Genomic DNA, 20,118 nt, shown 5'->3' with positions numbered 1-20,118 from the left:
GATGGCGCGGCCTACGAGTCAGCTCTGTACTTTACGTCCTGCGTATCCTTACCATATTTATTTGCGTCCTGGGTGCCAATGAACGCCCCCAGATCGATAAGCATACCAACCAGAATCAACGTTGGAACAAAGCGGCCTACCGCCCATTGCCAGACGCCGGGTAATATCGCCCAATTTCCGGCCAGCAGCATCCACGCCAGGATCATCAACAGCGCCCACGCTCCGGAGCGCCCCCGGTCATGCAGACGTTTTACCGTCACTGCCGCCGTTGGCCATAGCAGACACACCAGACAAAAAGCCGCGGTCTGAATATCGAGTAATTGTTTGCTCGCCAGCGAAAACAGAACCAGCATGCTGACGATCCATAGGCCAATCCAAATCCAGAAATCACGGCGCCCGATGCGCCCTTTAAATGAGAATAACCACTGCTGTATGGTCATGTAAGTTCCTTTATTATTACCTTCCAGAACAGTTTACCCTTTTGACAAGCCCGACGGTTACCGTTTTAATCGTGAGCAGTGAGAATGAAAGGTACGATTGATGAAGCAAGGATTTACACTGTTTTTATTATTGTTTTCAGCCATGTCCGTGAATACAGCGGCGCTGGCGGAAGAGCCATCGACGGCAACCACGGCCCCCTATTTACTGGCGGGTGCGCCGACCTTTGACCTGTCGATTAGCCAGTTTCGCGAAAACTTTAATACGCAGAATCCGAAGCTTATTCTGAATGAGTTCCGTGCCATCGACAGCAGCCGCGATCGGGCAAATCTCACCCGCGCGGCCAGTAAAATTAATGAAAACCTGTATGCGTCCTCCGCCCTTGAGCGCGGCACCTTAAAAATCAAAAGTATGCAGATAACCTGGCTGCCGATTCAGGGGCCAGAACAAAAGGCGGCCAAAGCGAAAGCGCTGGAATACATGACCGCCGTCATTCGCACCGTCGCGCCGCTGTTGACGAAAGAACAGAGTCAGAAAAAGCTGCAAAAACTGCTCGCTGCCGGCAAAGGTAAGCACTATTACGCCGAAACGGAAGGCGCAATCCGCTATGTTGTTGCAGATAACGGCGAAAAGGGGCTGACCTTCGCTGTTGAACCGATTAAGCTGGCACTATCAGAAAGTCTTGAGAAGGCGAATTGATGACAAAAAGCAAAGCCTTTCACGGGATGAATCTCTATACTGTTTCACAGACCATGCTGCCCTGACGGGCGGCCATCTTCCTTAATTCGCTGACAAGCGTGGAGAAATGAAATGCGACATCCTTTAGTGATGGGTAACTGGAAACTGAACGGCAGCCGCCACATGGTAAACGAACTGGTTGCTAACCTGCGTAAAGAACTGGCTGGCGTTGCTGGCTGTGCAGTAGCAATCGCTCCGCCGGAAATGTATATCGACCTGGCGAAACACGCCGCTGCCGGTAGCCACATCATTCTGGGCGCGCAGAACGTTGACCTGAACCTGTCTGGCGCATTCACCGGTGAAACTTCTGCTGAAATGCTGAAAGATATCGGCGCGCAGTACATCATTATCGGTCACTCTGAGCGTCGTACTTACCACAAAGAATCTGACGAGCTGATCGCGAAGAAATTCGCTGTGCTGAAAGAACAGGGTCTGACCCCGGTTCTGTGCATCGGTGAAACCGAAGCGGAAAACGAAGCGGGCAAAACTGAAGAAGTTTGTGCACGTCAGATCGACGCAGTGCTGAAAACTCAGGGCGCAGCAGCATTCGAAGGCGTGGTTATCGCTTACGAACCTGTATGGGCTATCGGTACCGGTAAATCTGCAACGCCTGCTCAGGCTCAGGCAGTCCACAAATTCATCCGTGACCACATTGCTAAAGCTGATGCGAAAATCGCTGAGCAAGTTATCATCCAGTACGGCGGTTCTGTAAACGCAGCAAACGCCGCAGAACTGTTCGCTCAGCCGGACATCGACGGTGCGCTGGTTGGCGGTGCTTCTCTGAAAGCAGACGCCTTCGCAGTCATCGTTAAAGCAGCAGAAGCCGCTAAACAGGCCTAAGTTGTTAAAAGGGGAGCATCGCTCCCCTTCTTATACCCGCTTTACCAGTATCCCAGCCAGTGCCACCAGAAGGCCCCCGTGACACCCCAGATGGTCAGGTTGACCACACTCATCACCAGCCCCGTTTTCCACCACTCCGCCAGCGTGACATAGCCCGAACCAAAGATAATAGGCGCAGTACCCGTGCCATAGTGCGTGAGCGACATCATCAAGGAGGAGGAGAAGCCCAGCATCAGACCGAGCAGCGCCGGTGGAGCACCGAGGCCTAATCCGGCAGCAAAGAAAGCCGCGAACATGGCCGTGATATGTGCAGTGGTACTGGCGAAAAAGTAGTGTGAATAGACATAAAGCAGGATCAGCAGCAGCGTGGCGATACTCCAGTGCACGCCGAGATGGTCAATTGCGCTACCAACACTCGTCGCCAGCCACCCCACCAGACCCAGTTTGCTCAGGATATCCGCCATCATAACCAGTGCGGCAAACCAGACTATCGTATCCCATGCACCGCGGCATTTAAGGATATCGTCCCAACTCAATACCCCTGTCACTAACAGAACAGACAAGCCAATGAGCGCCGCGCTGGTGGGGTTAACGGCCCAGGTACTGCCCATCAGCATGGCAGGAACACCTGCCCACAGGCAGAGCAGCAAAGCGAAAACCGCGAGGGTGATTTTTTCAGCCAGCGACAACGGACCGAGTGCCCCCAGCTTTTCCCGGGCAAACTCTGGCGCATTCGGCGTGCGTGTAATAGCGGGCGGATAGAGCCACCAGATGACAATAGGCATCACGACCAGTGAGACAACGGCAGGAAGAAGCGCCGCAATCGCCCACATTCCCCAGGTCATATTCAGCACCCCATCCGTCCCTTTGGTCAAGAAACTCACAATAAGCGGGTTTGGGGCGGTAGCGGTAATAAACATTGCCGAACTGATCGGGTTAATGTTGTAGTTCACCAGAGCCAGATAACGACCTGTAGCACCGTTCTCTTTGTCACCGGGTTGAGAACCCAGACTTTCCGCAATCGCCCGCATCACTGGGTGAATAATACCGCCGCCGCGTGCGGTATTGCTTGGCGTAACGGGTGCGATCAGCGTTTCTGCCAGCGTTAGCGCCCACGCGATACCCAACGTTCTTTTGCCAAACAAAGCAATAAACCCATAGCCGATACGCGCGCCCAGCCCCGTTTTCAACAGGCTTTGCGACAACATAATCGAGATGCCGATCAGCCAGATAAGCTGGTTGGAGAAACCACTTAACGCATCGCTCAGCGCCGCGGTGGGTTTACCGGGATGCGTCACGCCGGTCATGGCTACCAGCATAATTGCCACAATCGCAATCGCGCCGATAGGCATCGCTTTACCAATAATTGCCGCGATAGTACCGATAAATAACGCCAGCAGATGCCATGCCTCGGGGGTGACATCTGCTGGACATGGGATAACAAACCAGATGGTCAGCGTAATAACAATCGAGATGATGGCAGGCCAACAGCGGATGGGGGTCAATCTGTCCATGAATCAATCCTTGAGTTTCCAGCACGCAATTATGCGCTCAGGTATTAACCAATATCGGTGCGCATAATACAATTCACCCACTCACAAAACAAAAAATTAACATTCTGATGCAACTATAATTTCCCCAACACGCTAAACCACAGATAATCCAGCGGCAGCAGTATCAGATACGTTGCCGCCGCCAGCGCGATACACAGCAGCATTCCAGCTCTTGCCGGTACTTTTCCTAACGCCATTGCCACCACAATCGGTGATGCCTGATACGGCAATAGCGGTGTGGAATAGCCCAGTACCTGAATCATAATCACCGAGAGTAGCGGGAAACCGGTCGCATCTGAAAAGCTTTGTGCCAGTGTGGTATACAGTGCTGGAACGCCGTTCGCCGTCATGATGAAATTGAGCGCGGTGGTAATGCCGGTCAATGCAAGGAAGCTGGTAAACGGTTTGTCCGCATCCAGCGGCATCACCTGTAACAGCGCCTCGCCTACCGCGCTACCGATACCGGTCTGTGTCACGGTGATGGCCAGCCCCAGAATACCCGCCACATAAATACAGGTACGAATGTTGACCCCACTGGAAAACTCGTCGCCATTGATAAAGCCAACCCGTGGGAGCAATGTGATAACTGCCGCCGCCAGCCCAGTCCACGCGGGGCCAATGCCGTGCCAACTTTCACTTACCCAAAGAAGCAACACCACCGCTAACATCCAGGCCAGACGTTTTTCATCTCCGCTCATCGGTTCCGACGGCGTGAGATCGCGCGGCGCATGGGGCTTGCCAGGGAACAGCCAGCAGATAAGCACGATGAGAACCGCGCCTTTAAGCCAACCCAGAACCGGCGTATGCAGCAGCAAATAGGGAAGATAATTCAAGTGGATGCCGTAAGAGCCTTCCGCAGCGCCACTCATCACCAGGTTTGGTACGTTAGCAGGTAAGATCGTGGCGGAAAGCTGGAACGTCCCAAACCCAACGGCCAGCGCCAGACCATACCAGGCGCGCGTGCCGTCGTTAATTCCAGCCCGTTTCGCCATCGCCGCCACAATCGGCATCAGCAGCGCAATACGTCCCATGTTGGACGGCATGACGAACGCCAGCGCGTAACTCAACAGCACCACGCTCGCCACCATTAACGGCCAGGAGTCGGTCAACCGTGATGACAGCGCCCTCGCAGCCCTGTCCGCCAGCCCCGTTTTACGAATTGCGATACCCAGCACAAAACCACTGAAAACCAGCCAGAACGCCGATGAGGCAAAGCCACCAAAGATGACATCCGGTGGCGCGATTTTGGCCACCATCGCCACGGAAAAGAAAAGCAGCGCCGTGATAAATTCCGGCAACAGCGACGTTGCCCAAAGTAAAATGGTGACGCCGACCACCAGAGAGGGGATAAACAGAGGGTGTGTAAGCCAGAGCGACATGCCTGTCTCCTGTTGTTTTTTTCAACAAGAATACGGGGACAGGCATGCGGAGTAAACGCCAGATTAGGTGGGGTTAACGCAGAATATCACATTGATGATCCTGAATTTCCTCAGCGGAGGCGAGATTGAGCGCCAGCAGATTGCTCTGGGTCGCCAGCAGAACAAAGGATTCGTCGCTTTGACGCACCATTGCCAGGGCGTAGCGGCCCATATGCTCGCGAGCATCCGGCACCTCCTCTGCCAGCATCATAAACGGGCTGCGTTGCGCCAGTTCATTTTCCGTGACGCGGCGCGCCAGATATTCATGCCCGCGTAATCCGCCGGGCAATGGCAACCAGCGAGTGCTGATTTCCGCTATATTATCATCCAGTTGCGTTCTGACGTCGGTTCGCAGACAGGAGATATGAATATGCAAATGATTTTGCGTACGTCCGCTACGCGAGTTAATGGTCAGCGAGACCGCTTTGTCAGGGATTTCGTGGCCGTATTTTTGGCTCATAAAGCTGCGCGCCTGCCAGGCCAACCAGAAAAAGTTCGGCGTGCCTGATTTCAACAGCAGTGGGCTTTCCGTACCATTGATACGGTAAGTGGGCATCAACAGATATTGCAGCGGACCGTTTCGGTCTTTGAATACCACATATCCGGCATCGGGTTTAACTTCAGTACACGGCGCGGGATCGTGCTGCTGCAATTGATGTGGCAGGCATTGTTCAAGGACTATCTGGCGTAACGCGTCCGGGTTACCGCTAAATTTCCAGTACCCAACGCCCGCAGCGGCGGCAACCACCATAACCGCCAGTAAAAGATAACCTGCTTTTTTCATTACGCGTTCCCTGTATCCCATTGAGGCGCAAGAGTAACGCAAAACGATGACAAATAAAAAACCCGGTCGCGTTAAGCCACCGGGTCGGTAAATCACAGACTTATTTAGCGTTTGCTGATCTGGTCGAACGTACCGCCGTTAGAAAAGTGCTCTTTCTGCGCTTTCGTCCAGCCGCCAAACTCTTCGTCGATGGTGAACAGCTTCAGCTTCGGAAATGCATTTTCGTATTTCTTCGCGACGTCTGCATCACGTGGACGATAGTAGTTTTTCGCTGCAATTTCCTGACCTTCCGGAGAGTAGAGATACTTCAGATAAGCCTCTGCCACCGCTTTGGTGTCTTTCTTTTCCACCACTTTATCGACGACGGAAACGGTCGGCTCCGCGAGAATAGATTCACTCGGCGTCACTATCTCGAATTTATCTTTACCCAGTTCGTTCGTTGCCAGCAGCGCTTCGTTTTCCCAGGCGATCAGCACATCACCGATACCGCGTTCTACGAAGGTATTGGTTGAACCACGCGCACCGGAATCCAGCACTTCAACGTTTTTAAACAGTGCTTTGACGAAGTCCTGCGCTTTGGCCTGATCGTTGTTGTTGTGGTGCAGGGCATAGCCCCATGCCGCCAGATAGTTCCAGCGTGCGCCGCCTGAGCTTTTCGGGTTTGGTGTAATCACTGACACGCCCGGTTTGATCAAATCGTTCCAGTCATGAATTTGTTTGGGGTTGCCTTTGCGGACCAGGAACACGATGGTGGAGGTGTAAGGCGCGGAGTTGTCCGGCAGGCGCGTAATCCAGTTTTTATCGATACGGCCACGTTCAGCAATGGCATCCACGTCGTATGCCAGTGCCAGCGTCACGACATCGGCTTCAATGCCGTTGATGACGGAAGTCGCCTGTTTACCCGAACCACCATGCGACTGGCGGATCACGACGTTGTCGCCCGTTTCCTGCTTCCAGTGCGCGCTGAAGGCTTTATTGTACTGCTCGTACAGTTCACGCGTTGGATCATACGATACGTTAAGTAACTGAATATCCTTTGCCAGTACGCTGGTCGATGCCAGCAATAATGTTAACCCTACGCCCCATTTGTTCATCGCCCAGCTCTCTTATGTGATGTTGTGATGAGCAAAGCGTGCCAGAAAGGCATCCAAACATTAAAGAATAAAAAAAGATTTGCTATAACTCTGGGGAATAAATGAGGAAGGTTGTACCGGATGACGGCTTACGCCTTATCCGGCCTACAAGAGTACACGTTGTAGGCCCGGTAAGCGAAGCGCCACCGGGCAACCAAAAACAATCAGTACAGTTTTTTCGCGCAGTCCAGCCAGTCACCTTTGAACGGACGCTTCATGTTTTCGATAGCGTCGATGATGTCGTGGTGAACCAGTTGCTCGTTCTGAATACCGACACAGCGACCGCCATGACCTGCCAGCAGCAGTTCAATAGCATATGCGCCCATACGGGACGCCAGAATACGATCGTAAGGAACCGGAGAACCACCACGCTGGATATGACCCAGTACGGTAGAACGCGTTTCACGGCCCGTTTCTTTCTCAATGTAATGTGCCAGTTCATCAACATCACACATGTGCTCAGTGATCGCGACGATTGCGTGTTTTTTGCCCTTCGCGATACCGGCTTTGATTTCAGCAACCAGATCATCACGGCTAAATTCAACTTCCGGAACCACGACAAATTCACAGCCACCGGCAATTGCTGCAGCCAGGGTCAGGTCGCCGCAGTAACGCCCCATCACTTCAACGATGGAGATACGCTGGTGAGAAGAAGAAGTATCACGCAGACGGTCAATCGCTTCGACGACGGTACCCAATGCGGTGAAGTAACCGATGGTGTAATCAGTACCTTTAATATCGTTGTCGATAGTGCCCGGCAAGCCGATGCACGGGAAGCCCATTTCAGTCAGGCGTTTTGCACCCATGTAAGAACCGTCACCACCAATAACAACTAATGCATCGATGCCACGTTTCTTCAGATTTTCGATAGCCACTGCACGCACATTTTCGTCGCGGAATTCCGGGAAGCGAGCAGAACCGAGGAAAGTACCACCACGGTTGATCATGTCGGACACGCTGTAGCGGTCAAGCTGGACCATACGGTCTTCATACAAACCCAGGTAGCCATCATGGATCCCCATGACTTCCAGTCCTTCCGTTAACGCTGCACGTACAACACCACGGATTGCTGCGTTCATGCCCGGCGCATCACCGCCGCTTGTCAACACACCGATTTTCTTAATCATGACTACCTCTGAACTTTGGAATGCAAAATGAAATCTGCTGCCGGAAGTCGATTCCGCATATCGAAACGATCCAACGAATATGCAGATAGTATAACAATCACTTCCTGCTGAATTGATTCAGGTCAGGCCAAATGGTGGTAATTTATACACAAAATGCTGGCCCGGCTCACTTTTTTACAACGAATTATGAAAGCTCAAACATCTTGCCTTCCTTGGGTACGACTGAACAGGGATCCTGGTGAATAATCACATCCGATCCCGGGAAACGCCGTAAAATTGCCTGCTCCACCTGCTCAGCCACTAAATGCGCCTGAACGAGCGGCAGATTATCTTCCATTTCCAAATGAATCTGAATAAAGCGGGTCGGCCCTGACTGCCGCGTGCGAAGATCGTGAGCGCCGCTGACACCGGGCCATGACGTCACTATATCAATAATTTCCTGACGTTCCTCATCGGGTAAGGCGCGATCCAACAAGGATTGCACTGCCTCATACCCCATGCGTAATGCACTATATAAAATATAGATGCCAATCCCGAGCGCAAACAAGGCATCCGCACGATGCCAACCGTACCAGGCCAGTCCAAGCGCCACGAGAATCGCACCGTTCATCATAACATCAGACTGATAATGAAGCATATCTGCCCGTACAGCCTGACTTTGCGTACGTTTCACCACCCAGCGCTGAAACGTGACCAGAATGATTGTACACACTAACGCAATGATGGTGACCACCACCCCAACGCCAGGATCTTTCATCGGCGTCGGTTGGATGAGATGCTGAATCCCGGTCAGGAATAAAAACAGCGCCGAACCGGAAATAAACATGCTTTGCGCCAGCGCCGCCAGTGATTCCGCTTTTCCGTGTCCGAACGTATGTTCATCATCGGCCGGTTGCAGCGAATAGCGCACCACCAACAGGTTGGTTAACGACGCCGCGATGTCCACCAGAGAATCCACCAGTGCAGCCAGAATACTGACCGATCCGGTGTACCACCACGCAAAAATTTTGATCAAAAGTAACAGCGATGCCATCACGGTAGCCGCGATTGCCGCCCGGCTAACCAGCCGCCCATAGGTTTGATTCATAAACACTCCTGCCAGGATATGCCGCTAGTATAACGGATGAAGTAAAACAGTCAGGCAATTACCGAGTGACAAATTTGGGGCCCCCACACATCATGTGAAGGAAGACAGGGATGGAATGTTGTAGCAATACATAACACACTTAAATTAAAAATTTATTCTAATAAAAAATCTACATTACGGCCTATCTTACAGCCGGATCAGCATGACCCATACGTCACCTGAATACGTTTTATTCTGAATTTTTAAGACCTCTCTATAACTCTTCCAATGCTGATTTACTTTAGGTGTACGATAAACACTCAATCAACATATCTTGAGGGATTAAGATGGCGTATTACCCTAATTCTATTGACTGGAAACCGATCCAGGAAGGAGGTCTGCGTAGGCTAAGGCTTGGCGAGATAAATCTTGCAAACTCGCTCTTTGGCTTCAGCGTTCTTTACCATCAAGTTTGAGTTCATCTGGAAAGTTATCTTCCTTTTGATAGTCAAAACCCCGGCCAGGCGATGACGCCTAACGGCGAAATGTGGTTTAGAAAAATAAAATATGAAGATGATTTCTCAATGCCAACAAAACAGCCAACTCCAAATGCCCAGCATCTTTTTTTACATGAAATGATGCATGTTTGGCAGCACCAATATGGAATGTGGGTGCGAACACGCGGAGCGTTCTCATGGGCAGCTGATTATACATACAGCCTAAATGAGAAAACTTACTTGATTACGGACTGGAGCAGCAAGCATCCTTAGTCAGCGATTACTGGTTGTTAAAGCATTATGGGTTTGATGGGCATAGCGATCTGTATGTTTACCGTGATTATGACCCAGAGGAACCGGTGCTGGAGTTAATTCAGAAATATGAAAAGGTACTAGGGGACTTTCCGATATGAAGAAATCGATCATTTTTCTCCCTTTGCTTTTATTTCTTGCCGGGTGCCCTGGGAAAGATAGAGAGGGTGCAGAGTCCGGCGAAAGACGGGCGATCTACGTAGACGGGAATCGTGTTTGCTTTACCACTGATAAAAACGATGTGTTAAACCGCTATATTCTGTCAACTAATGGTAGAGAAAATAAAAAATTATTAGTCGGCGATTTTAAGCATCTCACCTACCCAAGAACCTGCTTTACGGTAAATTTAGAAAAAGGGTTAGTGTATGGTGCAAGCTACACCTTAAATGGAAAAAATCACTACTACACCTTTATCATTACCAATGATGGTACTGTGTTGGATTTAGGAAAAAGCTGAGCATTATTATCAGATTACACGGCTCTACATAAATGCAGTCAGTCACACATAACAAAAACGTTTATAAGCTCCAAATATCTTCTGTAAGTGGCTGCTTATCTTTGGTAATTCGCTGTAATTTTGGGCAAAAAAAACCCCCACATCATGTGGGGGAAGACAGGGATGGTGTCTATGGCAAGGAAAACAGGGTTACTACTGGGAACGTGAGTTGCTACTACTCAATAAATTTAACGATGAGCTTTGTTTCCAGTGCGCTACGTCGCGCAGTTGCTCCATTCGTTGTTCATGTTTCTCATTTAAAACCGCTTGCTGCTCGGGCGTTAACAGGCGATACATCTGGTTGCGGACCCTGGCTATTTCAACCTGGCGGGCAACCTGTTCTTGTGCCATTTTTTCTGCCTGAGCGCGCACAGCGCTTTCATCAAATTTCTCTGCGGTGACAAGACGATGCATTGTCTCCATTTCGCTAACATTAACAGGAGGCTGTTCGTGTCTTGCCTGCTGCATTAAATCTCGCATCTGTTGACGTTGATGTTCGGTTAAACTGATACCGTCAAACATGTGGCTCTGTACGCTGCGCTGCGAGGAGCCTTCACCCAGGTGCCAGTGATCGCCTGTGACGACTTCAGCTGCATGGCTCAAAGTACTGAGTGCCAGCGTTGAGGCCATGACGGCAGCGGTAACTTTGCCCATCACTTGCTCCCAAAATCTTTTCTGTCGCGATTCAACGAGAGACAGTTTACGATTCGGGCTGCAAACATGCGTCAGGGGGTGTAAAACAACGTAAAGTCATAGATTAGCGACGCCTGATGACGTAATTTCTGCCTCGGAGGTACGTAAACAATGAATAAAATCCTGTTAGTTGATGATGACCGAGAGCTGACTTCCCTGTTAAAGGAGTTGCTCGAAATGGAAGGTTTCGATGTGCTGGTTGCCCATGATGGGGAGCAGGCACTTGAGCTTCTGGATGACAGCATCGATTTACTTTTGCTCGACGTCATGATGCCGAAGAAAAACGGCATCGATACACTGAAAGCGCTTCGCCAGACACACCAGACGCCCGTAATCATGCTGACCGCTCGCGGCAGCGAATTGGATCGCGTACTCGGCCTTGAGCTGGGCGCGGACGACTATTTACCCAAACCGTTTAATGACCGCGAACTGGTCGCGCGTATCCGCGCTATTCTGCGCCGCTCTCACTGGAGCGAACAACAGCAGACCAGCGATAATGGCTCGCCGACGCTGGAAGTGGATGCGTTAAGTCTGAATCCGGGTCGCCAGGAAGCCAGTTTTGATGGGCAAACCCTGGAGTTAACCGGCACCGAATTCACCCTGCTTTATTTACTGGCACAGCATCTCGGCCAGGTAGTTTCTCGTGAACACCTGAGTCAGGAAGTGCTGGGCAAACGCCTGACGCCGTTTGACCGCGCGATCGACATGCACATCTCGAACCTGCGCCGTAAGCTGCCAGAGCGGAAAGACGGGCACCCCTGGTTTAAAACCCTGCGTGGTCGCGGCTACCTGATGGTCTCCGCTTCATGATAGGAAGCTTAACCGCACGCATCTTTGCCATCTTCTGGTTAACGCTGGCGCTGGTGTTGATGTTGGTACTGATGCTGCCCAAGCTCGACTCACGCCAGATGACCGAGCTACTGGACAGCGAGCAGCGCCAGGGGTTGATGATCGAGCAACACGTTGAAGCTGAGCTGGCGAACGACCCACCCAACGATCTGATGTGGTGGCGTCGCCTGTTCCGTGCTATCGACAAGTGGGCGCCGCCAGGACAGCGGTTATTGCTTGTCACTACAGAAGGACGTGTGATCGGCGCAGAACGCAACGAAATGCAGATCATTCGTAACTTTATTGGTCAGGCTGATAACGCTGACCATCCGCAGAAGAAAAAATACGGTCGCGTTGAGATGGTCGGGCCTTTCTCCGTCAGAGACGGGGAAGATAACTACCAGCTGTATCTCATTCGACCAGCCAGCAGTTCACAGTCTGATTTCATCAACCTGTTGTTTGACCGGCCACTGTTGCTGCTGATCGTCACCATGCTCGTCAGCTCACCGCTGCTGCTTTGGCTGGCATGGAGCCTGGCGAAACCGGCGCGTAAGTTGAAAAACGCGGCGGATGAGGTGGCACAGGGTAACCTGCGTCAGCATCCGGAACTGGAAGCCGGCCCGCAGGAATTTCTGGCGGCAGGTGCCAGTTTTAACCAGATGGTGACCGCGCTGGAACGCATGATGACCACGCAGCAACGCCTGCTGTCGGACATCTCTCACGAGTTGAGAACGCCACTAACACGTTTGCAATTGGGGACTGCGCTGCTGCGCCGTCGTAGCGGTGAGAGCAAAGAGCTGGAGCGCATTGAAACAGAAGCGCACCGGCTGGACAGCATGATCAACGACCTGCTGGTGATGTCACGTAATCAGCAGAAAAACGCGCTGGTCAGTGAAACCGTAAAGGCTAATCAGCTATGGGGCGAAGTGCTGGATAACGCCGCCTTTGAAGCCGAGCAGATGGGTAAATCACTCACGGTGAATTTCCCGCCGGGTCCGTGGCCGCTGTACGGTAACCCAAATGCACTGGAAAGTGCGCTGGAAAACATTGTGCGCAATGCCCTGCGCTATTCACACACGAAGATCGAAGTGGGCTTCGCGGTGGATATCGACGGGATTACCATCACCGTGGACGACGACGGCCCAGGCGTAAGCCCTGAAGACAGAGAACAGATTTTCCGTCCGTTCTATCGTACCGATGAGGCGCGCGATCGCGAGTCTGGCGGAACAGGTCTGGGTCTGGCGATTGTTGAAACCGCAATCCAGCAGCATCGTGGCTGGGTGAAGGCCGAAGACAGCCCGCTGGGTGGTTTACGGCTGGTAATTTGGTTACCGTTGTATAAGCGTTCCTGAGTCTCTCTGTGTTGCCGGATGGCGGCGTAATGCCTCATCCGGCCTCCACGGACAGGGGGAATTATTTCCCCCACAAACGGCGGGAATTGTCCTCGATCTTGCCGCTTAAACGGCGTTTTTGCATCGTTCTGGTCCAGCTTTTCGATAGCCCTGCAGCCGACAGTAAACGGTGATATTGCGAATCATCAAACGGCATATGCCAGGCAATAGCAATCGCCTCCCGCAGACTGACATCGCTCACGCGCGATGCCAGTACCAGCGGCGCATCCGCCGACACCATGCCCGGCGCGATAACACTGTACAGCCAGCCTATCTTCCCCGAGGCCTGCATCTGACTTGCCATATCGCTAATGCCAAAATGGAAATTCAGCTTAAAACACGGTGAACGTGGCTGCGTGACCTGAATCAACGCCTCGCCCCACTGGAAAATATCGCCGATATAGACATTCTCTTCTGTCAGCCCAAGCGTTGAGAGGTTCTCCCCAAAGGCGGGGGCGACAAATAACTCCGCCTGTTCAGGGAATTCTTGTATCCAGTGCTGATAGTGTTCACGCGGATAGTGGCACAACGCGCGATCCGGCCCGCCGTGAATTTTAGTCTCCGCCTGTTCATCGCCCGTGAGCCCCAGATCGGTCAGCATCAACTCGCCATCAACCTGAACTTTAGCAATCGCGCTGGGACGGCTTCCCGTGTAGTCCCGAATCTTGCCTGTAAAAACATCGACCGGATATCGCATCTGTTCCCTCTCCCGATAAATTTCTCCCATTACACCACATTTATTTTACCCCAGTCGCTCAAAATGAGAGCACGGTTCACATGAAAGTTAGGGACACATGCTATCAATGTAAGCTGGTTTTGAAACATCATTTCAAATAAGGAGTAGACAACGTGACTGGTCAATCGCAATTTGCTGGCGTCTGGTGTCCTTCCATTACGCCAATGGACAATGACGGCAAGATCGATCTTAACGGTCTGAGCCAGCATCTTAAACGCCTTACCGAGGCCAACATCGACGTGATTTTGTTGATGGGCAGCATCGGGGAATTTGCCTCCTTTACGCTCGAGGAAAGGCTGTTGCTGATCCGTGAAGCCCGTGCCATGAGCTCGCTGAAGATGGTCGCCAACGTCTCATCCACTTGCCAGAACGATGTGCTGTTGATGGCACAGGAAGCGTATCGCGCCGGTTACGATGCCGTGATGATCCTACCACCTTACTATTACGGGCAAACGGCGAAACAGCTCCTGAGCTACTTCCGTCAATTGGGGCAGAAACTCAGCGGCAAATGGTTTGCCTATAACTTCCCGGCGCGAACCGGTTGCGACTTAACGCCTGAACTGGTTGCCACCCTTGCCTCTGAGTTCCCCAACTTCGCAGGCATCAAAGATACCGTCGACTGCCAGTCCCACACCCGCAGCATGATCCAGACCACCCGCGCCGTACGCGAAGATTTTGCCGTGCTATCCGGCTATGACGAATACTATATTCCTAACCTGCTGGCAGGCGGCGCAGGGATTATTTCAGGATTAAACAACGTCATGCCGGAGCTGTTTGTCAGCGCACGAGAAGCCTTCAAGCAGGGGGATCTGGCTGCACTTCGCGATATTCAGGACCAGATTGGCACCTACATGTCCATCTACGCCATCGGTGAGGATTTCGTCACCACCATCAAAACCGTGGTATCGCGTAAGTTTGGCTATTGCACCGGGGTTTCACGTAATGCAGGCGGGGAGCTGAATGAAAGTGAGTGTCGAACAATTGATGAGGTGTTTGTAATCAAGGGTTAAAACGGTTAAGCCGGATGGTGCAAACCATCCGGCTTAATCACGTTACTTCACCGCGTTGCGTATATCGATTGCCGCCGCTCTGGCTTTGGCTCTTTTCGACCAGATGGAGGTGATAATCGGCACGAGGATGGAGGTTACAATCACTGACGTCGCCACCAGAGAGGTTGCCGCCGGCGCCATGGGTTTGAACGCCGGAACCATTTCCGCAATCAGCACCGGCGTGGCAACGGCCGCGCCAGCAGAACTGGACGCCGCAATTCCCGCCGTACCATCGCCGCCGCCAATCAGTTTATCGGCAATAATCAGCGGGATACCGGTGATTATAATCACCGCCACGCCCAGCAGAATACCCAGTACGCCGGTCTGTGCAATCACGCTCAAATCAATGGTGTTACCTAATGCGAAGGCGAAGAAAGGGATCAGCGTCTGCACGGCCTTACTGAAGAATTCCCGCAGCTCAGGATCCAGATTACCCAGCGCAAAACCAATCAGGAACGGCAATACCGCCCCTACAAATACATGCGGTTCAAACGAAGCAATCCCGGCGGTTCCCAGAATCACCATGGTCATCAACGGGCCAGACTCCAGCGACATCAGGACAAACGCCCCAGCCTCTTCTTTGGTGCCGTACTGCTGCATAATCGAGGCATACAGCCCGCCGTTAGTCATATCCATTGCGGCCACCAGCGCCAGCGTGGACAACCCGGCAAAGAACCCCACTTCCACGCCATGTTCAGGAAGAATGCGCGATGCAATCGCCGCTACCACCCATGCGACCAGGATCTTGGTTATCACTAACGTGCCGGATTTACGCAGTACGGTTCCGGTAGCGCTCAGCTTAATCGATGCCCCCATGCAAAAGAACCAGACTGCCAGAATCGGCACCGTACCGGTGATCATACCGTTGGTAAATGAGCCGAAGTATTTCCCGGCGCCGGGGGAAAAGGTATGACACAACGCGCCCAGAAACAGCGGCACCAACATCATACCGCCTGGGATTTTCTCTATCGTACGTTTGATCTGCATTTCCATCACCTGTAGACATAAAAATGGGGCAATTTTTATGGGCGACTGCATCTTGCTTTTGAGATGCGCCCGTCTTGATGAAAAGAAGATAGACATTCGCAGAAACTATAAAAGTGATCCCACTCGCATAATAAAACCTTGTTTCAATTTAAATGGATCATTGTTTTTATATTGATTTTGATCACAAAAAAGCCCCCGCAGGCATCGCTTGCAGGGGCTTAATTAACGCGTCGAACTTATTTTTTCGCGGCGAAACGTGCAGCAGCTTCGTCCCAGTTCACCACGTCCCAGAACGCTTTGATGTAGTCCGGGCGACGGTTCTGGAATTTCAGGTAGTAAGCGTGTTCCCAAACGTCCAGGCCCACGATCGGGAAGCCGGAAGCGCCAGAGATAGCTTCACCCATCAGCGGGGAATCCTGGTTAGCGGTGGAAACAACAGCCAGTTTGTCACCTTTCAGAACCAGCCACGCCCAGCCGGAACCGAAACGAGTGGCTGCTGCTTTTTCAAATTCAGCTTTGAAGTTGTCAACAGAACCGAAGTCACGTTCGATAGCCGCTTTCAGGTCGCCCTGCAGCGTGGTACCGGTTTTCAGGCCTTTCCAGAACAGGCTGTGGTTAGCGTGACCGCCAGCGTTGTTACGCAGAACGGTTTTCTTATCCGCAGGCAGCTGATCCAGTTTGGTGATCAACTCTTCAGCAGACAGGCTCGCGAATTCAGGCAGGCTTTCCAGCGCAGCATTAGCGTTGTTTACGTAAGCCTGGTGGTGTTTGGTATGGTGGATTTCCATCGTCTGCTTATCGAAGTGCGGTTCAAGGGCATCATAAGCGTACGGCAGGGATGGCAGTGTATAACTCATAATCATCTCCAGTATTGTCGGGCGGCCAGTGTTAACGCCGCGTAAGCAGTTGGGTCATTATAGTTAATTAAATGATATTGAAAATGATTATCAATGCCGTACTTTTTACAGGGTCTTAATTATTCATCACCATTACTGAAGATGTGAGCCAAATCACCCAGTTAACGTGATGATTGCCAACAAGAGGACAAAGGCGGCAATCGTCAAAAGGTTAATCATCTGCGTAATTTTTAAACTCGTTGTGTCGGAGGGGTTATGACCGACGATAAAAAATAACGAGGATTCAGTCATGAGTAACGCGATTACGATGGGTATTCTTTGGCATTTGATAGGTGCAGCCAGCGCAGCCTGTTTCTATGCCCCGTTCAAACAAGTTAAACATTGGTCATGGGAAACAATGTGGTCGGTTGGCGGGATCGTCTCCTGGCTTATCCTGCCATGGACCATCAGCGCCATGTTGCTTCCCAACTTCTGGGCCTACTTCAGTTCTTTCAGCCTCTCCACGCTGGCACCCGTATTTCTGTTTGGCGCGATGTGGGGGATCGGTAATATCAACTATGGCCTGACCATGCGCTATCTCGGCATGTCGATGGGGATTGGTATTGCGATTGGTATTACCCTGATTGTCGGCACGCTGATGACCCCTATCATCAACGGTAACTTTGATGTGCTGATCAGCACCGATGGCGGGCGCATGACGCTACTGGGCGTATTGGTCGCGCTGATTGGCGTGGGCATTGTGACCCGCGCAGGACAGTTGAAAGAACGTAAAATGGGCATCAAAGCAGAAGAGTTCAACCTGAAGAAGGGGCTGGTGCTGGCGGTAATGTGCGGCATTTTCTCTGCCGGGATGTCCTTTGCGATGAACGCGGCGAAACCCATGCACGATGCAGCTGCCGCGCTGGGCGTTGATCCGCTGTATGTCGCGCTACCAAGCTATGTCGTCATCATGGGCGGCGGTGCTTTAGTCAACCTGGGCTTCTGTTTTATTCGTTTGGCAAAAGTGAAAGATCTTTCGATAAAAGCCGACTTCTCGTTAGCCAAACCGCTGATCATCACCAACGTGCTACTGTCCGCGCTCGGTGGCCTGATGTGGTATCTGCAATTCTTCTTCTACGCCTGGGGCCACGCTCGCATTCCGGCGCAGTATGATTATGTCAGTTGGATGCTGCACATGAGCTTCTATGTCCTGTGCGGCGGTATTGTTGGTCTGGTGCTGAAAGAGTGGAAAAACGCGGGCCGCCGTCCGGTCAGCGTACTGAGCCTCGGCTGCGTGGTCATTATTCTCGCGGCAAATATTGTCGGTCTGGGGATGGCCAGTTAATCATTCGGGCTGCTGAGATGACGCCACTGGCTCGGCGTCATCCCGGTTTCCCGCGTAAATACCACCGAAAAGTAGTTACTGTCTTCAAAGCCGCAGCGCATAGAAATTTCACTGATCATCAGTCTACTGTGCTTAAGCAGATACTGAGCATGGCAAACCCGTACCTGGCGGAGATACTGATTGATGGTCATCCCTGTCTGGCTGCGAAACTGCTGACGCAAAACTCGCTCACTGCACTGTTCCTGCTCACAGAATTTATCCAGCGCAAAGGCATGTTCATGACTCCCGGCCAACGCGGTAATCAGCTTATCCAACAACGTTTCACTTGATGTCGCTGGCAGCGTATCCGTGGCGTAGCGGTGCCGCTTGAAATGAGTCACCAGTTGCCCAAACAGCAACTCGGCCATTTCAAAAGCCAGCGGGTCACGCTGATTACTCTCATGTTCAAGCTGACTAATTATCTGCCGGGCCTGGGACATACCCGCGCTGCCAAGCCGCCAGTGGGGCTGTCGCGGCGAGCCGTTAAATCCTGGGATCGCGCTTTCCCAGCCGACATTCAGCGTCAGTCGTTCCGGGCAGTAAATGATATTTTGCAGGACGAGATCGTTAACTGAGGTGTAGGAGTGTTTGTCTTCGGCACGGATATAAAACAGATCGCCGCGGGTTATCCGGTACGGGCGATCGTTGAGAACATGCAGGCCATTGCCGCGCCATACCATCACCAGCTCGCAAAACTCATGAGTATGTTCGGCAAACACATCCTGTGGGTAACGATCGGCCACCGCGACGGCCTGGTGGTCATTCGCAAAAAAGTCTGATTTCAGAAGGACCAGATGATTCACCATCACATCACCTCAACCTGAACGCTTGCCGGATGCGCTACGTTTATCCGGTCTACAAGGCATCCACGTAGGCCGGATAAGGCACAGCCGCCATCCGGCATAAAAGGGTATGATTATCAGCAAACGGACGGCAAAAAACGTTGATAGCTTTCGCGTTACTGGAGGCTGCTTCCAGTAATGACATCGCGTCCCTGTCGGATATCGCGCGGCGACCAGTTAAACTCCCGGCGAAACAGCGTCGAAAAATGGTTACTGTCACCGAACCCACAACGATAAGCGATGTCCGTCACGCTGTCATCACTGTGACGTAGCAAATGGCGGGCTTTGATAAGCCGTAGGCGGTTGAGATAGCGCTGTGGCGTCAGCCCGGTCTGTTGTTTAAGCTGGCGGTGCAAAGTCCGCAAAGAGAGGGAAAACTTCTCGGCCAGCGCCTCCCAACACACCTCGTCGGCAAAGTTATCTTCCAGCCACGCCATCAGGAGGTTAAGCCGCGCGTCGTTATCGGTCGCAGCTTCCATCAGGCTGCTTTTACGCAGCAGCACCAGCAGCTGCATAAACAGGATCTCGCGATTTGCCGCCGTTGGTGTATCCATCCCCTCACCGAGCGCTTCCATCTGCCCCACCAGTTGTCGAACCTGCTGCAACACACCCTGATTCACCCGCCAGTGCGAAGGATACTGCCCATTCTGTTCCTGAGGTAAAAGCTGATTCAGCCCAGCCAGAAATTGAAACGCATCCGGGGAGCGATACAACACATTGGTCAGGCACAGATTGTCAGTATGTTCATATAAATGCCGGTCATGATCGCGAACGAAACACACCGTTCCCCCGCTAATGGTATAAGGCTGTCCATTGAACACATGAATTCCCGTACCATGTTCAACCACTACAATTTCATGAAAATCATGATGATGTTCTGGAAAAGCAGGCTGAGGAAGCCGGGGCTCAATCGCCACGGGCGCTTTACCTGTCGGAAAAAAATCCACGCAATGCAATACGGTCATGATGA

General features: G+C 52.0%; 20 protein-coding genes and 1 pseudogene. 8 read left to right on the top strand and 13 right to left on the bottom strand.

Annotation, left to right across the window (positions count from 1 at the left end):
• Nucleotides 1-11 precede the first annotated feature (11 nt).
• Nucleotides 12-440 (bottom strand): DUF805 domain-containing protein, encoded by a 429-nt coding sequence (locus tag EHN13_RS20540; RefSeq protein WP_003840502.1) that lies wholly within the window; start codon nt 438-440, stop codon nt 12-14.
• 100 nt (nt 441-540) lie between these two features.
• Between EHN13_RS20540 and EHN13_RS20535 the strand changes: the two genes are divergently transcribed.
• Together EHN13_RS20535 and tpiA are read left to right on the top strand one after the other, a co-directional pair.
• Nucleotides 541-1,137 carry a YiiQ family protein gene (locus EHN13_RS20535; protein WP_061066968.1) on the top strand — a complete coding sequence of 199 codons (597 nt, stop codon included), beginning with the start codon at nt 541-543 and terminating at the stop codon, nt 1,135-1,137.
• 111 nt (nt 1,138-1,248) lie between these two features.
• Entirely contained in the window at nt 1,249-2,016 is a 768-nt protein-coding gene (gene tpiA, locus EHN13_RS20530) for a triose-phosphate isomerase (RefSeq protein ID WP_003028783.1), read from the top strand.
• Between the two features lie 41 nt (nt 2,017-2,057).
• On the opposite strand, the gene EHN13_RS20525 is transcribed toward tpiA, so the two are convergent.
• The 6 genes from EHN13_RS20525 to fieF form a co-directional block, all read right to left on the bottom strand.
• The gene (locus EHN13_RS20525; RefSeq protein WP_124021988.1) at nt 2,058-3,530 is read right to left on the bottom strand and encodes a DASS family sodium-coupled anion symporter; all 1,473 of its coding nucleotides are present in this window, start codon (nt 3,528-3,530) and stop codon (nt 2,058-2,060) included.
• Between the two features lie 113 nt (nt 3,531-3,643).
• On the bottom strand, nt 3,644-4,948 hold the full coding sequence (locus EHN13_RS20520; RefSeq protein ID WP_124021987.1) for an SLC13 family permease: 1,305 nt from the start codon (nt 4,946-4,948) through the stop codon (nt 3,644-3,646).
• Between the two features lie 73 nt (nt 4,949-5,021).
• Nucleotides 5,022-5,771, bottom strand: coding sequence for a CDP-diacylglycerol diphosphatase (locus tag EHN13_RS20515; protein ID WP_115644154.1), 750 nt, complete (start codon nt 5,769-5,771; stop codon nt 5,022-5,024).
• 104 nt (nt 5,772-5,875) lie between these two features.
• Entirely contained in the window at nt 5,876-6,865 is a 990-nt protein-coding gene (gene sbp, locus EHN13_RS20510) for a sulfate/thiosulfate ABC transporter substrate-binding protein Sbp (RefSeq protein ID WP_048214006.1), read from the bottom strand.
• 203 nt (nt 6,866-7,068) lie between these two features.
• Nucleotides 7,069-8,031 carry a 6-phosphofructokinase gene (gene pfkA / locus EHN13_RS20505; RefSeq protein WP_003028778.1) on the bottom strand — a complete coding sequence of 321 codons (963 nt, stop codon included), beginning with the start codon at nt 8,029-8,031 and terminating at the stop codon, nt 7,069-7,071.
• 184 nt (nt 8,032-8,215) lie between these two features.
• Nucleotides 8,216-9,118, bottom strand: coding sequence for a CDF family cation-efflux transporter FieF (gene fieF, locus EHN13_RS20500; RefSeq protein WP_048214007.1), 903 nt, complete (start codon nt 9,116-9,118; stop codon nt 8,216-8,218).
• Between the two features lie 326 nt (nt 9,119-9,444).
• On the opposite strand from fieF, the pseudogene EHN13_RS24605 reads away from it, so the two are divergent.
• Together EHN13_RS24605 and EHN13_RS20490 are read left to right on the top strand one after the other, a co-directional pair.
• Nucleotides 9,445-10,007 (top strand): annotated as a pseudogene (locus EHN13_RS24605) (type IV secretion protein Rhs).
• On the top strand, nt 10,004-10,363 hold the full coding sequence (locus tag EHN13_RS20490) for a putative T6SS immunity periplasmic lipoprotein (RefSeq protein ID WP_048214009.1): 360 nt from the start codon (nt 10,004-10,006) through the stop codon (nt 10,361-10,363). The pseudogene EHN13_RS24605 and the gene EHN13_RS20490 overlap by 4 nt, the downstream one beginning before the upstream one ends.
• Before the next feature lie 192 nt (nt 10,364-10,555).
• Here the strand turns inward: EHN13_RS20490 and cpxP are convergent, their stop codons facing one another.
• The gene (cpxP, locus tag EHN13_RS20485) at nt 10,556-11,056 is read right to left on the bottom strand and encodes a cell-envelope stress modulator CpxP (protein ID WP_005121753.1); all 501 of its coding nucleotides are present in this window, start codon (nt 11,054-11,056) and stop codon (nt 10,556-10,558) included.
• A 150-nt stretch (nt 11,057-11,206) separates the two neighbouring features.
• On the opposite strand from cpxP, the gene cpxR reads away from it, so the two are divergent.
• Complete coding sequence (gene cpxR / locus EHN13_RS20480; RefSeq protein ID WP_048214010.1) at nt 11,207-11,905, top strand: envelope stress response regulator transcription factor CpxR; 699 nt, start codon at nt 11,207-11,209, stop codon at nt 11,903-11,905.
• A complete protein-coding gene (cpxA, locus tag EHN13_RS20475; protein WP_003840485.1) occupies nt 11,902-13,275 on the top strand; it encodes an envelope stress sensor histidine kinase CpxA in 1,374 nt (457 codons plus the stop codon). The genes cpxR and cpxA overlap by 4 nt, the downstream gene beginning before the upstream one ends.
• Nucleotides 13,276-13,336: 61 nt before the next feature.
• On the opposite strand, the gene yiiM is transcribed toward cpxA, so the two are convergent.
• Complete coding sequence (gene yiiM / locus EHN13_RS20470; RefSeq protein ID WP_048214011.1) at nt 13,337-14,011, bottom strand: 6-hydroxyaminopurine reductase; 675 nt, start codon at nt 14,009-14,011, stop codon at nt 13,337-13,339.
• Between the two features lie 152 nt (nt 14,012-14,163).
• On the opposite strand from yiiM, the gene EHN13_RS20465 reads away from it, so the two are divergent.
• Nucleotides 14,164-15,060 (top strand): dihydrodipicolinate synthase family protein, encoded by an 897-nt coding sequence (locus EHN13_RS20465; RefSeq protein ID WP_048214012.1) that lies wholly within the window; start codon nt 14,164-14,166, stop codon nt 15,058-15,060.
• Between the two features lie 42 nt (nt 15,061-15,102).
• Here the strand turns inward: EHN13_RS20465 and kdgT are convergent, their stop codons facing one another.
• Both kdgT and sodA read right to left on the bottom strand, forming a co-directional pair.
• Entirely contained in the window at nt 15,103-16,086 is a 984-nt protein-coding gene (gene kdgT, locus EHN13_RS20460) for a 2-keto-3-deoxygluconate transporter (RefSeq protein ID WP_048214013.1), read from the bottom strand.
• A 236-nt stretch (nt 16,087-16,322) separates the two neighbouring features.
• Nucleotides 16,323-16,943: a superoxide dismutase [Mn] gene (gene sodA, locus EHN13_RS20455; protein WP_005121766.1), complete on the bottom strand. Its 621-nt coding sequence runs from the start codon at nt 16,941-16,943 to the stop codon at nt 16,323-16,325.
• A gap of 289 nt (nt 16,944-17,232) precedes the next feature.
• Here sodA and rhaT point away from each other — a divergent pair, with 289 nt between their 5' ends.
• The gene (gene rhaT / locus EHN13_RS20450; protein WP_101741963.1) at nt 17,233-18,267 is read left to right on the top strand and encodes an L-rhamnose/proton symporter RhaT; all 1,035 of its coding nucleotides are present in this window, start codon (nt 17,233-17,235) and stop codon (nt 18,265-18,267) included.
• On the opposite strand, the gene rhaR is transcribed toward rhaT, so the two are convergent.
• Nucleotides 18,264-19,112 (bottom strand): HTH-type transcriptional activator RhaR, encoded by an 849-nt coding sequence (gene rhaR, locus EHN13_RS20445; RefSeq protein WP_048214015.1) that lies wholly within the window; start codon nt 19,110-19,112, stop codon nt 18,264-18,266. The two genes, rhaT and rhaR, sit on opposite strands and share 4 nt — an antisense overlap.
• A 152-nt stretch (nt 19,113-19,264) precedes the next feature.
• The gene (gene rhaS / locus EHN13_RS20440; protein WP_124021986.1) at nt 19,265-20,113 is read right to left on the bottom strand and encodes an HTH-type transcriptional activator RhaS; all 849 of its coding nucleotides are present in this window, start codon (nt 20,111-20,113) and stop codon (nt 19,265-19,267) included.
• Nucleotides 20,114-20,118 lie beyond the last annotated feature (5 nt).

Origin of the sequence: Citrobacter youngae (assembly GCF_003818115.1) — a bacterium.
Classification (GTDB): domain Bacteria; phylum Pseudomonadota; class Gammaproteobacteria; order Enterobacterales; family Enterobacteriaceae; genus Citrobacter; species Citrobacter youngae.
This window is presented reverse-complemented; position numbering and strand designations above follow the sequence as displayed.

What these genes read in the sequence shown, in the direction of transcription:
- EHN13_RS20540 (WP_003840502.1), bottom strand. Translation starts at nt 440, where the DNA reads ATGACCATACAGCAGTGGTTATTCTCATTTAAAGGGCGCATCGGGCGC.
- EHN13_RS20535 (WP_061066968.1), top strand. Translation starts at nt 541, where the DNA reads ATGAAGCAAGGATTTACACTGTTTTTATTATTGTTTTCAGCCATGTCC.
- tpiA (WP_003028783.1), top strand. Translation starts at nt 1,249, where the DNA reads ATGCGACATCCTTTAGTGATGGGTAACTGGAAACTGAACGGCAGCCGC.
- EHN13_RS20525 (WP_124021988.1), bottom strand. Translation starts at nt 3,530, where the DNA reads ATGGACAGATTGACCCCCATCCGCTGTTGGCCTGCCATCATCTCGATT.
- EHN13_RS20520 (WP_124021987.1), bottom strand. Translation starts at nt 4,948, where the DNA reads ATGTCGCTCTGGCTTACACACCCTCTGTTTATCCCCTCTCTGGTGGTC.
- EHN13_RS20515 (WP_115644154.1), bottom strand. Translation starts at nt 5,771, where the DNA reads ATGAAAAAAGCAGGTTATCTTTTACTGGCGGTTATGGTGGTTGCCGCC.
- sbp (WP_048214006.1), bottom strand. Translation starts at nt 6,865, where the DNA reads ATGAACAAATGGGGCGTAGGGTTAACATTATTGCTGGCATCGACCAGC.
- pfkA (WP_003028778.1), bottom strand. Translation starts at nt 8,031, where the DNA reads ATGATTAAGAAAATCGGTGTGTTGACAAGCGGCGGTGATGCGCCGGGC.
- fieF (WP_048214007.1), bottom strand. Translation starts at nt 9,118, where the DNA reads ATGAATCAAACCTATGGGCGGCTGGTTAGCCGGGCGGCAATCGCGGCT.
- EHN13_RS20490 (WP_048214009.1), top strand. Translation starts at nt 10,004, where the DNA reads ATGAAGAAATCGATCATTTTTCTCCCTTTGCTTTTATTTCTTGCCGGG.
- cpxP (WP_005121753.1), bottom strand. Translation starts at nt 11,056, where the DNA reads ATGGGCAAAGTTACCGCTGCCGTCATGGCCTCAACGCTGGCACTCAGT.
- cpxR (WP_048214010.1), top strand. Translation starts at nt 11,207, where the DNA reads ATGAATAAAATCCTGTTAGTTGATGATGACCGAGAGCTGACTTCCCTG.
- cpxA (WP_003840485.1), top strand. Translation starts at nt 11,902, where the DNA reads ATGATAGGAAGCTTAACCGCACGCATCTTTGCCATCTTCTGGTTAACG.
- yiiM (WP_048214011.1), bottom strand. Translation starts at nt 14,011, where the DNA reads ATGCGATATCCGGTCGATGTTTTTACAGGCAAGATTCGGGACTACACG.
- kdgT (WP_048214013.1), bottom strand. Translation starts at nt 16,086, where the DNA reads ATGCAGATCAAACGTACGATAGAGAAAATCCCAGGCGGTATGATGTTG.
- sodA (WP_005121766.1), bottom strand. Translation starts at nt 16,943, where the DNA reads ATGAGTTATACACTGCCATCCCTGCCGTACGCTTATGATGCCCTTGAA.
- rhaT (WP_101741963.1), top strand. Translation starts at nt 17,233, where the DNA reads ATGAGTAACGCGATTACGATGGGTATTCTTTGGCATTTGATAGGTGCA.
- rhaR (WP_048214015.1), bottom strand. Translation starts at nt 19,112, where the DNA reads ATGGTGAATCATCTGGTCCTTCTGAAATCAGACTTTTTTGCGAATGAC.
- rhaS (WP_124021986.1), bottom strand. Translation starts at nt 20,113, where the DNA reads ATGACCGTATTGCATTGCGTGGATTTTTTTCCGACAGGTAAAGCGCCC.